We start from the raw sequence: 16,440 nt of genomic DNA on the forward strand, positions 1-16,440 counted from the left end.
CAATAAACGCATTGAGCAGCCCCGGCAATTACCATTCGGCCGAAAATGCTGACGCCACGGAATGACAAACCAGCAGCATCCAAAACGTATACACTTCGTATATTTTTGACTTCAGGAGTAGGTTATGGGGATCGTAAAAATTTCTGATGCCTTGCATGACGATCTCAGGCTCGCCAGCCTGACCATGTCGCGTTCTATCAACGCACAGGCAGAACATTGGATCAGGATCGGCCTGCTGGCAGAGCTCAATCCTGAGCTAACCTATCCGCAACTGGTAAAGAAAATGATGAAAGAGAATGCGCTGACGCTAAAGGAGATTGTCGGGTGAAAGATATTGTGATCAAAACGCCGCAGGAGATTGCCATCATGCGTCACTCCGGCGCACTGCTGGCCAAGGTGTTTGCTATGCTCGACGAGGTGATCGGTGAGGGGATCACCACCATGGAAATCAATGACCGTACCGAAGCCTTTATCGTTAATGAGCTGAAATCGCGCCCCGCCAGCAAAGGCCAGTATGATTTCCCTTACGTGCTCAATACCTCGATCGACGAGGTGATCTGCCACGGTATCCCTTCCGCCAGCAAAATCCTGCGTTCCGGAATGATCGTCAACGTAGATATTACGCTGGAAAACAACGGGTTTATTGCCGACTCCAGCAAGATGTATTGCATCGGCCAGATCACCCCGGTGGCCAAGCGGCTGGTCAATAACGTGTATGAGTCGATGTGGCAAGGTATCCGAACCGTGAAGCCTGGTGCTACGCTAGGTGACATCGGCCACGCCATCCAGCGCCATGCCGAACAGGCGGGTTACAGCGTGGTACGGGAATATTGCGGACATGGCATTGGCCGCGAAATGCACGAAGGCCCGGCGGTGCTGCACTTCGGCCAGCCTGGCACCGGCACGGTGTTGCAGGAAGGCATGGTGTTTACCATCGAACCGATGATTAACCAGGGCGACCACCGCATCAAACAGAAGAAAGATGGTTGGACCGTGGTCACCCGCGATAAAAAACTTTCCGCCCAATGGGAGCATACTGTGGCGGTCACTGCCGACGGCGTGGAGATCCTGACGCTGCGCGCAGAAGAACGTGAGGCGGGATATCAGGAACGCTATTAACAATTAAACTCCCGTTACAATCAGGCGGGTGACATGGAGATGGGCATGACGCAGGCATTTATCACTCAGTTGAAAAATATCGTCGGTAGTGCGCAAGTGCTGACCGGCGAGCGTAGCACCGAACGTTATCGCAAAGGCTTCCGCTCCGGCGGTGGCAAGGCATTAGCCGTAGTGTTCCCCACCCGCCTGCTGCAATTGTGGCAGATCCTGCAAACCTGCGTCGCTGCTGACAAGATTGTCATTATGCAGGCGGCCAATACCGGTTTGACCGAAGGCTCCACCCCCAGCGGCCAGGATTATGATCGCGAGATTGTGATCGTCAGCACCTTGCGGCTCGATCATATTCAGGTGTTGGATAACGGCAAGCAGGTGGTCGGTTTCCCTGGCAGTACGCTCAATAAGCTGGAAAGGTTGCTGAAACCCTATGGCCGCGAACCGCACTCGGTGATCGGTTCTTCGTGCATTGGCGCTTCGGTGATCGGTGGGATATGCAACAACTCTGGCGGGGCGCTGGTCAAACGCGGCCCGGCCTATACCGAAATGGCACTGTACGCCAAACTGGACGCCGATGGTCAGCTACGGTTGGTCAATCATCTGGGGATCAAGCTGGGCGATACGCCGGAAGAGATCCTCACCCGGCTGGAAAAGGGTGATTACCGGCCTACGGATGTTGAACACGGCGAGCTGCGCGCTTCGGATAACGAATACGCCAGCCGGGTACGTGATGTGGATGCCGACACCCCTTCCCGTTTTAACGCCGATAAACGCCGCCTGTTCGAAGCCTCCGGCTGTGCCGGTAAGCTGGCGGTGTTTGCGGTACGTCTGGATACCTTTGCCAAAGAAGACAAAGAGCAGGTGTTCTATATCGGTACCAACGATACCGCCGTCTTGACCGAGCTGCGCCGCCATATGCTCAGCCAATTTGAGAATCTGCCGGTGGCGGGTGAGTATATGCACCGCGATATTTTCGATATCGCCGAGGTGTATGGCAAAGACACCTTTATGATGATCGACAAGCTCGGCACCGATCAGATGCCGCGCTTCTTCACCCTGAAGGGCCGGGTGGACGCCACGCTGAATAAACTGCCGCTGCTCCCGCACAATCTCACCGACAGTCTGATGCAAAAGCTGAGCAAGTTGGCTCCTAACCACCTGCCGCCGCGTATGAAACAGTATCGCCAACGCTTTGAGCACCACCTGCTGCTGAAAATGGCCGGACCGGGGATAGCGGAGGCCCAACAGTATCTGCAAAGCTACTTTGCCCAGGCAGAGGGGGACTTTTTCGTCTGTACGCCCGAAGAAGGCAAGAAAGCGTTCCTGCATCGTTTTGCCGCAGCGGGAGCCGCCGTGCGTTATCACGCGGTACATGCCGATAAGGTAGAAGATATTTTGGCATTGGATATCGCCTTACGCCGCAACGATAGCGAATGGTTCGAAACCCTGCCCGCGGAAATCGACAGCCAACTGGTGCACAAGCTGTATTACGGCCACTTTATGTGCCACGTATTCCACCAGGATTACGTAGTGAAAAAAGGGGCAGACAGCCATGCGCTGAAGGAGCAGATGTTGGCGATCCTCAATCAGCGTGGTGCGGAGTATCCCGCCGAGCACAACGTCGGCCATCTGTATCATGCCAAAGCCGATTTACAGGCGTTCTATCAGGATGCCGATCCCACCAACAGTTTTAACCCCGGCATTGGTAAAACCAGTAAGCAAAAACACTGGGGTAACAACATCCAGTAACATTTTATCCTGCCCCTCACCCTAACCCTCTCCCCAAGGAGAGGGGACTGAACGTGCTACACATTGACTTCTGCACCTACCTGCGGCTCTGGGCACACTCCCTCTCCCCATCACTGCGCATATAGTATCCCTAAGCTCTATATCGGGAGAGGGCTGGGGTGAGGGGCTATTTCGATATATTAGGCCCCCTCATGCGGGGTGCTGACGCGCTACCGCCCTTTTTGCCCCTCCTTCTTAGCCCTGTCGTCTAGACTTAATGTTCTGCATAAGGCGTCTGTCAGGCGTCAACATGAGCGACGAAAGGAGCATTTCATGCCGTACCAGACAGTAAACCCTTTTAATAATCAGCTAATTAAAGAATATACCCCGCATAACGACGATCAGGTGGAGCGGGCCTTGGCACAAGCCGATGCGCTTTATCACTCCGACTGGGCCAAAGGTGATATCACTCAGCGCCTGCCGGTGCTACACAAATTGGCCGATCTGATGGACAGCCGGGTGGAGGAACTGGCTAACATTGCCAGCGTTGAGATGGGTAAACTCATCGCCCAAAGCCGTGGCGAGGTCAAACTGTGCGCCCAGATTGCGCGTTACTACGCCGATAATGCGCAAAAATTCCTGGCTCCGGTACGCTATGAGTCCAGCCTTGGCGAAGCCTGGGTGGAGCATCATCCCATTGGCGTGTTGATGGCGGTCGAGCCCTGGAACTTCCCTTTTTACCAACTGATGCGCGTGCTAGCCCCTAATCTGGCGGCTGGCAACCCGGTGTTGGTCAAACATGCCAGCATCGTGCCGCACTGCGCCGAAGCGTTCGAAAAGCTGGTCCATGAAGCCGGCGCGCCAAAAGGTGCCTATACCAACCTGTATATTTCCCAGGATCAGGTAGCCGATATCATCGCCGACGATCGGGTGCAAGGTGTGGCGCTGACCGGTTCGGAAAAAGCGGGCAGCATAGTGGCGGCTCAGGCAGCCAAAAAGCTGAAAAAGGCTACGCTGGAGCTTGGCGGTAACGACGTTTTCGTGGTGCTGGATGACTGCGATCTGGATAAAGCTGCCAAGGTGGGCGCGCAGGCAAGGCTGAACAATGCCGGGCAGGTGTGTACCGCCGCCAAGCGTTTTATCGTGCAGGAGAAAGTGGCAGAACAGTTCCTGCAAAAGCTCACCGACCATTTCCGCGCGGTGAAAATGGGCGATCCACTGGACGCATCAACTACGCTCGGCCCGCTATCCTCCAAGTCCGCTCTGGAAGGGCTGATCGAACAGGTCAATGACGCGGTGAAACAAGGGGCCAAACTGCATCTGGGCGGCAAAGCGCTCCAGCATGAGGGTAACTTCTTCGAACCGACCATTCTCACGCATATCAGCCGTGACAACCCGGCCTATTTTACTGAATTCTTCGGCCCGGTGGCTCAGATCTACGTGGTGAAAAATGACGAAGAGATCGTTAAGCTGGCTAATGACTCCCACTACGGGCTTGGCGGTGCCATCTTCAGTAGCAATATCGAGCGCGCCAAAAAGCTGGCCTCCGGTATCGAAACCGGCATGGTGTATATCAACTCATTGACCGATACCGCGCCTGAATTGCCGTTTGGCGGTGTGAAACGTTCCGGCTTTGGCCGCGAACTGTCGGATCTGGGGATCAAGGAGTTTGTGAACCAGAAACTGGTGGTGGTGAGCAATAGCTAATGCTTTAGCCTGACGTTCCCTCTCCTTTTCAGGAGAGGGAAACCCAAATCCTACGGATTAAGCTTGGCCAGCCCCTCAACGGCCATTTCAAGATAGGCGCGTGGGCAGCCGAGGTTGATGCGGATAAATCCCTCCCCCTGCTCGCCGAATGCACACCCCATCGAAGGCGCAATCTTGGCCTGCTGACGCAGGGCTAACTGCAAAGCTTCATCATCCAACCCCAACGCACGGCAATCCAGCCAGGCCAGGTAAGTGCCCTGAGCGGTCACCATTCGGCACCAGGGAACCGCCTGCTCCAACGCCTGTGCAAACCAGCGCCGATTCTCGGCCAGATAAGCCAGCAAGGCATCCAGCCACGGGCCGCCCTGTTGGTAGGCTGCGGTCGCCGCCGTCATGGAAAGCGCGTTGAAAACATCCAGCCCGTGCGCATTGAGCCGTTTGACAAATTGCTCACGCAGCGCCGTATGCGGGATCAAGAAGTTGGAGATGCGCAGCGACGACAGCCCAAAGGTTTTACTGGCCGAGGTTGCCACAATCACCCTATCGTGCCACTGCGGCCCAAGGTGTAACACCGAGGTAAAGCGAGCTTCCGGCAGTATCAAATCCGCCCAGATCTCATCAGAGATCACCGTCACCCCGTGTTGCTGGCATAGCGTCAGCAATTGCGTCAGTTCCTGCCGATCCCAGCAACGGCCGGTCGGGTTATGTGGATTGCACAACACCAGTAACGGCGGCTTCTCGCGCTGCAACAACTCGACCAACTGGATAAAGTCAAAGTGATACTCTCCTTCCCGCTCCTGTAGCGGATTCTCCAGTACCCGTCGGCCATTGAGAGTGATCACCTTCTTGAAGGAGCCGTAATAAGGCCCTTGTACCACGACGCCATCACCGGGTTGACTGAGCATCTGGATCAGCAGCGCAATCCCCGGTACAACCCCTTCGATCGAGGTGAACCATTGCCGCTCGAGCGATAATTGGTGACGTTGAGCAAACCACTCAATGGCAGCACGATAGTAGTCATCATCACGCTCGCTATAGCCAAATACGCCATGATCGACGCGCGCATGCAGCGCCTGCTGCACCGCCTGCGGGCAAGGAAAGTCAAAGTCGGACACCCACATCGGCAACAGATCGGTTTCACTCAATTGCAGATAGTGCTCCATGAAATCCCATTTCACCGAGCTGGTGTGATGGCGATCGACCACCTGGTTGAAATCAGGCTGCTTCATTTGGCGTCTCCTGTTGCTGAACCTCTGGGGCTAGTTTGGCGATGCCAAAACCAGTAAAACCGTAAATCAAGGCGAAGAAGACCGCCGCATAACACTGTACCGCCCAAGGCAACAGATCCAGGGTGCTGACACCCAACGTTGTCGCCATATAAACACCCGCCGCCGTCCAGGGAATAAGGGGTTCAATCACCGTTCCGGCGTCTTCGATGGTGCGTGACAGGTTGGTGTTGTCCAATCCCATACGGCGATAAGCGTCCTTATACAGCTCTGCCGGAATGAGCAGCGCCAACTTGCCATCGCTGGTAGCCCCGGTGACCAGGATCGTGGTTCCCACCGTGGCAGCGATCAGTTGGCCCGTGGTATGCACCACTTGCAGCAACCGGTTGATAATTACCGTCAGCGCACCGGTCAACGTCAGCGCTCCAGCAAACGAGAAGGCACACAATACCAGCAGGATGGTACTCATCATTGAGAACATGCCACCCCGGTTAAGCAAGCGCGGAACATCGGCGATCACGCCGCTGATATCGTGCCCACGTTCAGCAAACATCGACAGATTGAAGCCATCCATCAACGCGTTCAGGCCTTGCTGCAGGTTAAAGCCCTGCATTACCACGGCGAGACCGATCGCCAGCACGCAGGCCGCCAGCATGACAGGGATCACTGGCCGTTTGGTCACTGCGCCCCACAGCACCAGCACCGGTGGCAGGATCAGCAGCAGGTTGAAATGGTACAAGCTTTCCAAGCCTGCAATGATGTCGGTCACCCGTTGTGGCGTGGCAACCGTCCCCACCACGCTGCTATGACCCGCGATCAGATAAACGGTTGCTGCCAGCACAAAGCTGGGCAGTGTGGTGTACATCAGGTGTTTGATATGTGCATAGAGATCGGTTTCGGCCACGATAGCGGCAAAGTTGGTCGAATCCGACAGCGGAGAGATTTTATCGCCGAAGTAGGCACCGGAAACCACCGCGCCCGCCGCCGCTGCCAATGGCACATCCAGCCCTGCTGCAACCCCCATCAGCGCGACGCCGACGGTCCCCGCAGATCCCCATGAAGTGCCGGTACAGACGGAAATCACGCTGGTGAGGAAGAAGGCCGCGATCAGAATATATTGCGGGCTGATCACTTTCAGCCCCCAGTACACCATGTAAGGAATGGTGCCGCTGATCATCCAGGTGCCAATCAGCCCGCCGACGCAGATCAGGATCATGATCACCGGCATGGCCTTGGCCAGTTTGCTGACGATCGAGTTGATAATGTCATCCCAGCGATAGCCCTGCCACAATGCCAGCCCGGCAGCAACGGCCGCCGAAAGCAGTAACAGCGGTTCAATACGTAATTCCCACACTCCATAACCGACGATCAACAGCGTCAGCATGGCAACGATCGGCAGCAAAGCCAGCCAAAGGTTGAGCGTTTTCTTACCATCCATAGGTCACCCCGAGTTGTTATTGATGTGCCGCTAGCGTAGTGGTTCCAGCTTTACCGGGGTGTGAGCTAGCGCCTCAAGCCATGTAACCGCTTTCATGGCGCATAACTTTGTGATGTAGATCTCGGTACAGGCACTAGACAGGCGATCCCTGCCAGCGAGTAACCGAGTCACGCAGCACCAGTTCGGCGCTAAACATGTTATTTTGCGGCGGTAGCCCAAGCTGTTGCTGGCTCAGCAGTGCCAGCTTGGCCGCCCGTTTGGCCATACGTTCGATGGGATAGTGCATGGTACTTAACGCCGGATACAGATAGCGCGCCAGCACCACATCATCAAAGCCGATAATCGACAACTGCTGCGGCAAGGGGATTTGGCGCTGATGCAAGGCTCGCATCATGCCGGCGGCCATCACGTCGTTAAACGTCACCGCGGCCGTAAAGTGATGATTGCTGGAAAGTATTTGCTCTGCGGCCAATTCGCCCCCCTCCTCATCAAAGGGCACGCTAATCACCCACTCTCCTGGAACGTCGATCCCCGCCTGTGCCATCGCGTTGCGATAGCCTTGCAAACGCAGCTTGCGATCATCGATAGGCAAATCGGCGGTCACACAGGCAATGCGCCGATGCCCCTGTTGCAGCAAATATTCGGTCGAAGCCTGAGCCGCACTGACGTTATCCAGCCAGACGCAGCGGTTGGCAATGGCAGGAAAGTAGCGATTGATGATGACCATTCCGGGGGTATGCGCGGCATAGCGCAGCACATCGGCATCGCTCATGCGGGTGATATGGGCGACAATCGCCTCACAACCCTGATTAATCAAAAAATCCAACCCGGCCTTTTCGCGCTCCGCCTGATGCCCACCACTGCACACCATCAGCTTGGCCCCTTCTTTGCGGGTCACTTCCTCCACCCCACGAGCCAGACGCGAGAAAAAGGGATCGGCCAGGTTACCGGTCAACAGCCCCAGCATGTTGCCACTGCGTTTGGCTAACGCCAGTGCCGCCGCGTTGCGGTGGTAATTAAACTCGCGCATCGCTTTTTCGACACGTTCGCGGGTCACCGGCTCGACATAGGCGGTATTGTTGATCACCCGAGAGACCGTCGCAGCGGAAACCCCGGCTCGCTGCGCCACCTCTTTCATTGTCGCCATCAATTGTTCCATTTAATACTATTTATTGGGTTGATAATAAGCAGGCGGGAACAACAAATCCAGATGGGTGAGTACGGCTTCTTGCAATAAAAAACCCCTCAAACCACAGGGTATGAGGGGTTACGATCGCGCTAACGTTAAAATAGCCAGGAACCATACCCCCATAGCAGCACCGTCAGCCCTAACAGCAGCTCAAGTACCAGAATGCCGATAGCCAAGGTCGAACTCGAGAAAATAAACCCCTCTTGACGGTCGATATTCAGGAAGTGCGGGATGCCGAGATACAGCAGATAGCCCGAGTAGGCCAGACCGATAACCCCGACAAACAGACACAGCCAGACCACCGGATACAGCGCAATCAGACCACTAAGGAACATCGGGGTAGCGACATAGCCCGCAAACACCATGCACAGATGCAGGCTTGGCCGCGACTCATAACGTCGGGCCATCCAGTGGATCACTTTGCCCATGACTGCCACACCGGCCAGCATCAGCAGATAAAATGCCACAGCGGTGTAGAACGCGGTGAACATATCCAGGCGGATCGCCTGCCCCTCACCAGAAAGCCAGCCCGTCTGAGTGGTACCGATGAACGCACTGATGACCGGTATCAACGCCATTAACAACACGTGGTGGGTGTATAGGTGCGTGACGCTTTCATTCTCGCTTTTGATCTGTTTTAACTCGGCATTGGGATGTGCCAACAGACCCCAGACATGATTGACCATGAGACACCTCCTCATTTCGCCGCAACCGCAATCGGCGAACGGAAACACACCACTGGCGGCTCAAACACCGCGCGAGGGTTGCGGTTAGAGGACTCTAGCCCCTGGTTCAATTATAGTCTTTGGCCGAAAAAACGTACGCTCCCGCGGCCAGTAGGTTACTCTGACTATAATCAATATGTTGCGCTATCCGATGGAGGGAAACCATGACCAGCAAGATCCGCACCCGCCAAAGCGGGATCAATAACGTGCAGGCCGGCCAGAACGTAATGGTGATCGAACCCAGCAATCTGTACGGCTGCCAGTTGGCTGACGACGTGTTTGTCGGCCCGTTTGTCGAGATCCAGAAAAACGTCAGCGTGGGCGCTCGCAGCAAGATCCAGTCGCACAGCTTTATCTGTGAATACGTCACCCTGGGCGAAGATTGCTTTATCGGCCATGGCGTGATGTTTGCCAACGACCTGTTCAAAGATGGATCTCCCAACGCCGATCCGGCAAGCTGGGGACACACGCGGCTCGGTAACCGGGTTTCAGTGGGCTCTGGTGCAACCATACTGGCCGTTGATATCTGCGATGACGTGGTGATTGGTGCCGGTGCGGTGGTCAGCAAGAGCATTACCCGCAAAGGCATCTATGCGGGCAACCCCGCGAAACTGCTAAGGGAGCTGGAATAATTGCATCAGGCGATCGGCATCGAAGCTATCAGCGCACTTCCCTTCGGTTACCTGGAATACGGTGATTTCTCCTTTTCCGTCGCCTGTTATGCCCAACCCCGTTTTGATCAACCTGTCGAACAGTGGCCAACCCAGCCGGTGCTCCCTTTCAATAAGGCCTATCCGCTGGCCCCGTTCCTTAATGACGATGGGGAAACCTTCCTCGCTCGTTATCAGGGAGAGGCCGTGGGCCACATCACGCTCAGCAAAAACTGGAACGACTATACGCTGATCGAGGAAATTGCCGTCAGCCGCCATGCCCGCCGCCAAGGCGTGGCCACAGCACTCTTGGATGCCGCACGCCTCTGGGCACGGGATCAGGACACTGCCGGGCTGATGCTGGAAACGCAAAACAATAACCTGAACGCCTGCCGTTGCTATCAGCGCTATGGCTTTGTACTGGGCGGCATCGATCATTTACTTTATCGTGGGCAGCCGGACATTGCCGATCATGAAATCGCCCTGTTCTGGTATCTGCCGTTCAATAACGAAGTGGGTTATTGATAGCTGGCGCAAGCCATACTGGCCGCATACATGATCGTTTGGGAGAGAGGGATGCGTTACCTGACCCTGATAATATTCAGCACGATACTGATGGGTTGCAGCGGTAAACAACCGGCCAAAATCCCGGTAGAATCACCACCACCACAGGTGAAATCTCTGACAATGGCGATAGCAATGGACGATTACACAGTAAACAAACTGCAAGCGGCACTGGCATTGCGTGCAGCGGTGCCGAAGATCGATAAAGGGCGGGCCATCGAGCTGCTCTCACAGACTTTTCTGGATACCCCTTACGTGGCCAACCGGCTGATCGGTTCCGCGACCACTGCGGAACAGTTGGTGATCGATTTCCGCGGGGTGGACTGCTTTACCTATCTGGATTACGTTGAGGCGCTCAGAACCGCCACCAGTGAAAACCAGTTCGTCGAAAATGTGATCCAGACGCGCTACATCAATGGCGATGTCAGTTTCCAACAGCGCAAGCATTTCTTCACCGACTGGGCGCACACCCGTCAGATACTTGCCGACGACGTCACCGCACAGCTCAGCCCACATGCCGTTACCGTGGTCAAACAGCTCAACCGCAAAGCGGATGGCGAACTCTATCTGCCTGGCGTCGCGGTAACCGAACGCAGCGTGACCTACATCCCCAGCGAATTTATTGACCAGCAACTGATAAGCCAATTGCAGACCGGCGACTATATCGGCATCTACACCAAGCTGCCTGGGCTGGACGTAACCCATACCGGTTTCTTTATCATGACCCAGGGCGGGCCCGTGCTGCGCCATGCCTCCTCACGCCCGGAAAACAGGAAAGTGATGGACTCGGCCTTTGCCAGCTATGTGCTGAATACGCCAGGCATCGTGGTGCTACGGCCACGCTGATCGATGAGTTATTAGCTAGATGATTTTATGCTTAACAACGATTTGACTTGGCTACGGCCATAGGTTTAGCTGTTGACACAATACTGACCGATCTTATTGTTTTTACAGGGAGTCACTCATGGCAATTGTTTGGCGCGGCACGGCTTTGGCCGCAGCATTGGCAGCAACGCTGTTATTACAAGGGTGCGATCAGAAAGCCGATCAGAACCATATCAAAGTTGGCGTGATTAACGGCGCCGAGCAGGACGTGGCAGAAGTCGCCAAACGGGTCGCCAAAGAGAAATACGGCCTGGACGTTGAACTCATCGGTTTCAGCGGTTCACTACTGCCCAATGATGCCACCGACAAGGGTGAACTGGATGCCAACGTGTTCCAGCACCGCCCTTTCCTGGAACAGCAAAACAAAGATCACGGTTATAAACTGGTGGCGGTAGCGAATACCTTTGTTTTCCCGATGGCCGGTTATTCGAAAAAGATCAAATCGCTGTCCGAGTTGCAGGACGGCGCAGTGATTGCCATCCCTAACGACCCGACCAACCTGGGCCGCGCGTTGTTGCTGCTGCAAAAGGTTGGGCTGATCGAGCTTAAGCAGGGTAAAGGCCTGCTGCCCACTTCGCTGGATATCAGTGCCAACCCGCACAATTACCAGATTATGGAACTGGAAGGCGCGCAGCTACCCCAACTGCTGGACGATCCGAAAGTTGCCGTGGCGGTGATCAGCACCACCTACATCAACCAGATTGGCCTGACGCCGACCAAAGACGGGATTTTTATCGAAGATAAAGATTCGCCGTACACCAATATCGTGGTGGCACGCGAAGATAATAAAGATGCACAGAACGTGCAGAACTTCGTTAAAGCCTACGAGTCCGATGAAGTTGCCAAAGCGGCAGAGAAGATCTTTAACGGCGGTGCCGTCAAAGGCTGGTAACACCTTTCTCTCGATTGCAGGTGCCGGTTAGCGGTGCCTGCAACATTTCACTAAAAATTCCCCGTCGCCCTGCTTGACCCTCACGTAACGTCAGGCTGTAGTATCTCTGCACACACCAGGGAGATATTCAGCATGTTATTGAAAGTCGGCGAATTGGCTCGTCGTTCGGGGATCACCGTAAGAACCTTGCATTACTACCACAGCATTGGGTTGTTGATCCCCTCGGCACGTTCCGATGCGGGTTATCGTTTGTATAACCGGTTGGATATTACTCGCCTGCACCATATTCAAGCCTTGCGGCGGATGGGGGTGGCACTGGCAGAAATCGAATCCATTCTGGCGCACTCCGGGCTGGCGTTGCCAACGGTGATTGAACAGCAGATTGCCATGCTCGATCGGCAACTGACGCAGATAACCACGCTGCGCAACCGTCTAAAGCATATGCACGCCCAATTGACCCAGGGTAATGAACCCGAACTGAATGATTGGTTGACCACGTTGGAGATGATGACCATGTACGACAAATACTTTACCGCCGACGAACTGGCGCAACTGCCGTTCTATCAGGCCGATGAGACGCGTAATCGGGAATGGCAGGAGATGGTCAGCAGCGTACGGCTGTTGATGGAGAGTGGGGTACTGGCCGAAGATCCGCGTGCTCAGGCCATTGGTCGCCGTTGGATGTGCACGCTGGAGCGTGACACCGCAGGCAATCCGGCTTTCCTTACTCGCCTCAACGCCATGCACGCCGATGAGCCTTCGATGCGCGAACAAACGGGGATCACGCCAGCGATGACCGATTACATCACCCGTGCCTTTGCCGAAACCAAGCTGCGAATCTATCAGCAATACCTCTCTGCCGACGAATATGCCTATGTCCGCACTCACTATTTTGACCGCATTCATGAATGGCCGCCGCTCATTGCCCAATTCCAGCAGGCCATGAAGCAGGAGGTTTCGCCCGATTCGGCCCAAGCGAAACGGTTGGCGGCCCTTTGGCTGGAGCTGTTCCAGTCCTATGCCAGTGACAATCCGGCCACCCAGATGAAGATCCGCCAGGCAATGGAGCAAGAGCCGACCTTGACCGAAGGTACCTGGCTCACTCCTGCACTGCTGGACTATCTACGCCAGTGCATCATGCAGCTGATGCGGGGATAAGCGATTTCCCCTCACCCCACCCCTCACCCACAGGGCGAGGGAGCTGGTACGGAGCTGTTGTCAGGAAAATGAGCTAACTGTCCATCGCGTTTTCTTATCATCGCCAGATAAAAAGCCAATTTATCTGACCGACGGAAGAAGTGCATAATGCCTTTATGCTCTGATTTCTCATCATAAAAGGGAACATTATGTCACTTGCCACCCTGCCGCAAACCACGCTGAGCGTCACGGATGCCAGCATTGAGGATATGGCCGCCATTCAACAGATCTACGCCCATCATGTGCTTTATGGCCCGGCCTCGTTCGAAGAAACGCCCCCGACGCTGGAAGAGATGCAACAACGCCGTAATAACGTCTTGGCTGCGGGGTTGCCGTGGCTGGTGGCGAAGATGGAGGAGCGCATCGTGGGGTATTGTTATGCCACCACATACCGGCCACGGCCCGCCTATCGCTATACCATCGAAGATTCGGTTTATGTCGCGGAAGGCATGCAGGGGCACGGTATTGGCAAGGCATTGCTTGGCGCATTGATTACCCGCTGTGAAGGCGGCCCGTGGCGGCAAATGTTGGCAATGATTGGCGATGCCGCAGGCAACGCTGGCTCTCTGGCCCTGCACCGTAAGCTAGGTTTCACCAGCATCGGCACCTTGAGCGGCGTAGGGTTTAAATTTGGCGGCTGGCTGGATACGCACATCATGCAGCGGCCACTGAGCGACGGTAATCATTCGCTGCCTTAACCCGTTTCCGGGCAAGCTGCTGATTTTCATCTATAGTTAATTCTGTCGTGGCTTAGCGATCTCAGCGTGCTTTCACGCACTCACTAAACATACTCAGTCGGGAGAGACGGATGAAAATTTTTCTGTGGATTATTGCGATTATCTTTATTGTTGGCCTGTTGACCATTACTGGCGTATTTAAACTGATCTTCTAGTACTGATTATTTGCATGATTGGGCGCATTAATGCGCCCAAAGTGTGAGGCTGGTGAAGGTTTGCCCACAAACTAAAAGGCCCCGCAGGGCCTGTTAGTGTTACGCTTTAAAACGGGAACGTAGCGCGCTTATCCCAGAAACCACCACCATCACCACGCCACCGGCAATCAGGCCAAACAACGCATTCAGCAGCGTTGGAGTGACGCCCCCGAGGATTTCACCGACGCCTGGCACCACCGTAGAATAACTCGCCCAGTCGGTAAACAGGTGATGCACCGGCGGTAACCCGTGGGTCAAGATCCCGCCCCCCACCATAAACATGGCCAAGGTACCCACCACCGACAGCGTTTTCATCAGGTAAGGTGCTGCGCTGACAATACCGCGCCCTATCGATTGTGCCAGTGCGCTACGCTTACGGGCCAACCAGAACCCCAGATCGTCCAGCTTGACGATGCCCGCGACAATGCCATACACCCCGGCCGTCATCACAATGGCGATACCACACAGCACAATCACCTGCTGGCTAAAGGTAGCCCCGGCGACGGTCCCCAGCGTAATCGCAATAATCTCGGCGGAAAGCACAAAGTCGGTGCGAATTGCGCCTTTGATTTTGCGCTGTTCATATACCGCAGCGTCCTCACTGGTATCCAGTTCCGCTTTCTCTTCTGCCTCTGCGCCCTTGCGGTGCATCAGGCTGTGGTAAACCTTTTCAAATCCCTCAAAACAGAGGTAAGCCCCACCGACCATCAGCAACGGCGTAATTGCCCAAGGGGCGAAAGCGCTGATCAGCAATGCCAGCGGCACCAGGATCGCCTTATTGATAAACGAGCCTTTGGCCACTTTCCATACCACAGGGATTTCGCGATCGGCCTTAACACCGCTGACCTGCTGGGCATTGAGCGCCAGATCGTCTCCCAGCACCCCGGCGGTCTTTTTGGCCGCCATTTTCGTCATCAGCGAAACATCATCCAGTAACGAAGCGATGTCGTCGATCAGGGTTAATAAGCTACTGCCTGCCAAAATGCACTTTCCTTATCAAAAGGTGAAATCACCCTACCGGTTTAGCATAGCGGGTTGAAAACATGAAGGGGGGAAATCTTAATGAAAGAACGGAGGTTTTAACACACGGATGGGGAAACGATAACCTGCCGTGCTGGACGGCAGGTTAATAAAAACGTTATTCCGTGTCGTTCTTCGCCAGGGCTGCATCTTTCTGGCGGCGATAATCTCGCGCCGCAGCAGGGATCGGCGTCACTTTGCCGGTTTCAATCCAGGTACGCAGACGGCTGGCATCGGCGAAATGGGTGTATTTGCCGAAGGCGTCCAACACCACCAATGAAACAGAGCGGTTGCCGATCACGGTACGCATCGCCAAGCAATGCCCGGCCTGATTGGTAAAACCGGTTTTGGTCAGCTGGATATTCCATTTCTGGTTGTAGACCAGGTGGTTGGTATTGCGAAACGGCAAGGTATAGTTGGGACCCTTGAAGGTCGCCATCCGCTCGGTGGTGGTGCTCAACTGGCCGATCAGCGGGTATTGCTTGGTCGCCAACATCAACTTGGTGAGGTCGCGGGCAGTAGAGACGTTATGAATCGATAATCCGGTCGGTTCAACATAATGCGTATTGGTCATCCCCAGCGCTTTGGCCTTGGCATTCATCGCCCTGATAAATGCGTCATAACCACCAGGATAATGATGCGCCAGACTGGCCGCAGCACGGTTTTCCGACGACATCAGCGCCAACAACAGCATATCCTTGCGGCTGATTTCGCTATTCAAACGCACCCGGGAGTAGATGCCTTTCATTTCTGGCGTCTGGCTGATATCAACCGACAGCATTTCATCCAGCGGCAGGCGGGCATCCAATGTCACCATCGCCGTCATCAGCTTGGTGATTGAGGCGATAGGCACCACTTCATCGGGGTTACGTGAATAAATCACCCGATGGGTTTGCATATCCAGCACCATGGCACTGCCAGAGGCCAGTTCCGGCTGGTTGGCGTGCACTGCGGCGGTTTTTTCACTGGCTAATGCACGCGGCACCAAGCCGGTACCCGCTTGCAACGCGAGTAGGGTTAGAACCAAAACACGGATTTTCACAAGTATTACTCTGTAACGGAGGAGAGAACCGACTGCGATGAATTATAAGTGAGGGCTATAGAATTGCACTGTGATTGTGAGCAGCTATTTGTGACAAATCTTAACGGCGCAAAATTTGTGCAAACCGCGAGCG

The 16,440-nt window shown here is 54.9% G+C and carries 16 protein-coding genes; 10 read left to right on the plus strand and 6 right to left on the minus strand.

Going from position 1 to position 16,440, the window contains the following annotated elements:
* Positions 1–124: 124 nt before the first annotated feature.
* The 4 genes from U869_RS0112700 (at position 125) to U869_RS0112715 (ending at position 4,548) form a co-directional block, all read left to right on the plus strand.
* Positions 125–328 carry a ParD-like family protein gene (locus U869_RS0112700; protein WP_025120165.1) on the plus strand — a complete coding sequence of 68 codons (204 nt, stop codon included), beginning with the start codon at positions 125–127 and terminating at the stop codon, positions 326–328.
* Entirely contained in the window at positions 325–1,119 is a 795-nt protein-coding gene (gene map, locus U869_RS0112705) for a type I methionyl aminopeptidase (protein WP_025120166.1), read from the plus strand. Before U869_RS0112700 ends, map begins: the two co-directional genes overlap by 4 nt.
* A 45-nt stretch (positions 1,120–1,164) precedes the next feature.
* The gene (dld, locus tag U869_RS0112710) at positions 1,165–2,862 is read left to right on the plus strand and encodes a D-lactate dehydrogenase (protein WP_115650696.1); all 1,698 of its coding nucleotides are present in this window, start codon (positions 1,165–1,167) and stop codon (positions 2,860–2,862) included.
* A gap of 312 nt (positions 2,863–3,174) precedes the next feature.
* Entirely contained in the window at positions 3,175–4,548 is a 1,374-nt protein-coding gene (locus U869_RS0112715; RefSeq protein ID WP_025120168.1) for an NAD-dependent succinate-semialdehyde dehydrogenase, read from the plus strand.
* A 50-nt stretch (positions 4,549–4,598) separates the two neighbouring features.
* Here the strand turns inward: U869_RS0112715 and U869_RS0112720 are convergent, their stop codons facing one another.
* The 4 genes from U869_RS0112720 to U869_RS0112735 form a co-directional block, all read right to left on the minus strand.
* Positions 4,599–5,777: a MalY/PatB family protein gene (locus U869_RS0112720; protein WP_025120169.1), complete on the minus strand. Its 1,179-nt coding sequence runs from the start codon at positions 5,775–5,777 to the stop codon at positions 4,599–4,601.
* Positions 5,764–7,212, minus strand: coding sequence for a Na+/H+ antiporter NhaC (gene nhaC / locus U869_RS0112725; protein WP_025120170.1), 1,449 nt, complete (start codon positions 7,210–7,212; stop codon positions 5,764–5,766). The genes U869_RS0112720 and nhaC overlap by 14 nt, the downstream gene beginning before the upstream one ends.
* Positions 7,213–7,345: 133 nt before the next feature.
* Positions 7,346–8,359: a LacI family DNA-binding transcriptional regulator gene (locus U869_RS0112730; RefSeq protein ID WP_025120171.1), complete on the minus strand. Its 1,014-nt coding sequence runs from the start codon at positions 8,357–8,359 to the stop codon at positions 7,346–7,348.
* Between the two features lie 137 nt (positions 8,360–8,496).
* Positions 8,497–9,087 (minus strand): Yip1 family protein, encoded by a 591-nt coding sequence (locus tag U869_RS0112735; protein WP_025120172.1) that lies wholly within the window; start codon positions 9,085–9,087, stop codon positions 8,497–8,499.
* Positions 9,088–9,290: 203 nt separating this feature from the next.
* Here U869_RS0112735 and U869_RS0112740 point away from each other — a divergent pair, with 203 nt between their 5' ends.
* The 6 genes from U869_RS0112740 (at position 9,291) to U869_RS0112765 (ending at position 14,012) form a co-directional block, all read left to right on the plus strand.
* Positions 9,291–9,758, plus strand: a complete 468-nt coding sequence (locus tag U869_RS0112740) for an acyltransferase (protein ID WP_025120173.1) — start codon at positions 9,291–9,293, stop codon at positions 9,756–9,758.
* Positions 9,759–10,301 carry a GNAT family N-acetyltransferase gene (locus U869_RS0112745; RefSeq protein ID WP_025120174.1) on the plus strand — a complete coding sequence of 181 codons (543 nt, stop codon included), beginning with the start codon at positions 9,759–9,761 and terminating at the stop codon, positions 10,299–10,301.
* Between the two features lie 51 nt (positions 10,302–10,352).
* A complete protein-coding gene (locus tag U869_RS0112750; RefSeq protein ID WP_025120175.1) occupies positions 10,353–11,186 on the plus strand; it encodes a DUF1460 domain-containing protein in 834 nt (277 codons plus the stop codon).
* A gap of 118 nt (positions 11,187–11,304) precedes the next feature.
* Positions 11,305–12,117: a MetQ/NlpA family lipoprotein gene (locus tag U869_RS0112755; protein WP_025120176.1), complete on the plus strand. Its 813-nt coding sequence runs from the start codon at positions 11,305–11,307 to the stop codon at positions 12,115–12,117.
* Positions 12,118–12,249: 132 nt separating this feature from the next.
* Positions 12,250–13,275 carry a MerR family transcriptional regulator gene (locus U869_RS0112760; protein ID WP_025120177.1) on the plus strand — a complete coding sequence of 342 codons (1,026 nt, stop codon included), beginning with the start codon at positions 12,250–12,252 and terminating at the stop codon, positions 13,273–13,275.
* Between the two features lie 188 nt (positions 13,276–13,463).
* Positions 13,464–14,012, plus strand: coding sequence for a GNAT family N-acetyltransferase (locus U869_RS0112765; RefSeq protein ID WP_029987370.1), 549 nt, complete (start codon positions 13,464–13,466; stop codon positions 14,010–14,012).
* 293 nt (positions 14,013–14,305) lie between these two features.
* Here the strand turns inward: U869_RS0112765 and U869_RS0112775 are convergent, their stop codons facing one another.
* Together U869_RS0112775 and pbpG are read right to left on the minus strand one after the other, a co-directional pair.
* A complete protein-coding gene (locus tag U869_RS0112775; protein WP_025120179.1) occupies positions 14,306–15,226 on the minus strand; it encodes a DUF808 domain-containing protein in 921 nt (306 codons plus the stop codon).
* Positions 15,227–15,383: 157 nt separating this feature from the next.
* The gene (pbpG, locus tag U869_RS0112780; RefSeq protein WP_025120180.1) at positions 15,384–16,313 is read right to left on the minus strand and encodes a D-alanyl-D-alanine endopeptidase; all 930 of its coding nucleotides are present in this window, start codon (positions 16,311–16,313) and stop codon (positions 15,384–15,386) included.
* Between the last annotated feature and the right edge of the window lie 127 nt (positions 16,314–16,440).

The sequence above is a fragment of the Serratia sp. H1w genome (assembly GCF_000633355.1).
In the GTDB taxonomy this organism is placed as follows: domain Bacteria; phylum Pseudomonadota; class Gammaproteobacteria; order Enterobacterales; family Enterobacteriaceae; genus Chania.

What these genes read in the sequence shown, in the direction of transcription:
- dld (WP_115650696.1), top strand. Translation starts at nt 1,165, where the DNA reads ATGACGCAGGCATTTATCACTCAGTTGAAAAATATCGTCGGTAGTGCG.
- U869_RS0112760 (WP_025120177.1), top strand. Translation starts at nt 12,250, where the DNA reads ATGTTATTGAAAGTCGGCGAATTGGCTCGTCGTTCGGGGATCACCGTA.
- U869_RS0112700 (WP_025120165.1), top strand. Translation starts at nt 125, where the DNA reads ATGGGGATCGTAAAAATTTCTGATGCCTTGCATGACGATCTCAGGCTC.
- U869_RS0112730 (WP_025120171.1), bottom strand. Translation starts at nt 8,359, where the DNA reads ATGGCGACAATGAAAGAGGTGGCGCAGCGAGCCGGGGTTTCCGCTGCG.
- U869_RS0112720 (WP_025120169.1), bottom strand. Translation starts at nt 5,777, where the DNA reads ATGAAGCAGCCTGATTTCAACCAGGTGGTCGATCGCCATCACACCAGC.
- U869_RS0112750 (WP_025120175.1), top strand. Translation starts at nt 10,353, where the DNA reads ATGCGTTACCTGACCCTGATAATATTCAGCACGATACTGATGGGTTGC.
- nhaC (WP_025120170.1), bottom strand. Translation starts at nt 7,212, where the DNA reads ATGGATGGTAAGAAAACGCTCAACCTTTGGCTGGCTTTGCTGCCGATC.
- U869_RS0112755 (WP_025120176.1), top strand. Translation starts at nt 11,305, where the DNA reads ATGGCAATTGTTTGGCGCGGCACGGCTTTGGCCGCAGCATTGGCAGCA.
- U869_RS0112715 (WP_025120168.1), top strand. Translation starts at nt 3,175, where the DNA reads ATGCCGTACCAGACAGTAAACCCTTTTAATAATCAGCTAATTAAAGAA.
- U869_RS0112740 (WP_025120173.1), top strand. Translation starts at nt 9,291, where the DNA reads ATGACCAGCAAGATCCGCACCCGCCAAAGCGGGATCAATAACGTGCAG.
- U869_RS0112765 (WP_029987370.1), top strand. Translation starts at nt 13,464, where the DNA reads ATGTCACTTGCCACCCTGCCGCAAACCACGCTGAGCGTCACGGATGCC.
- U869_RS0112735 (WP_025120172.1), bottom strand. Translation starts at nt 9,087, where the DNA reads ATGGTCAATCATGTCTGGGGTCTGTTGGCACATCCCAATGCCGAGTTA.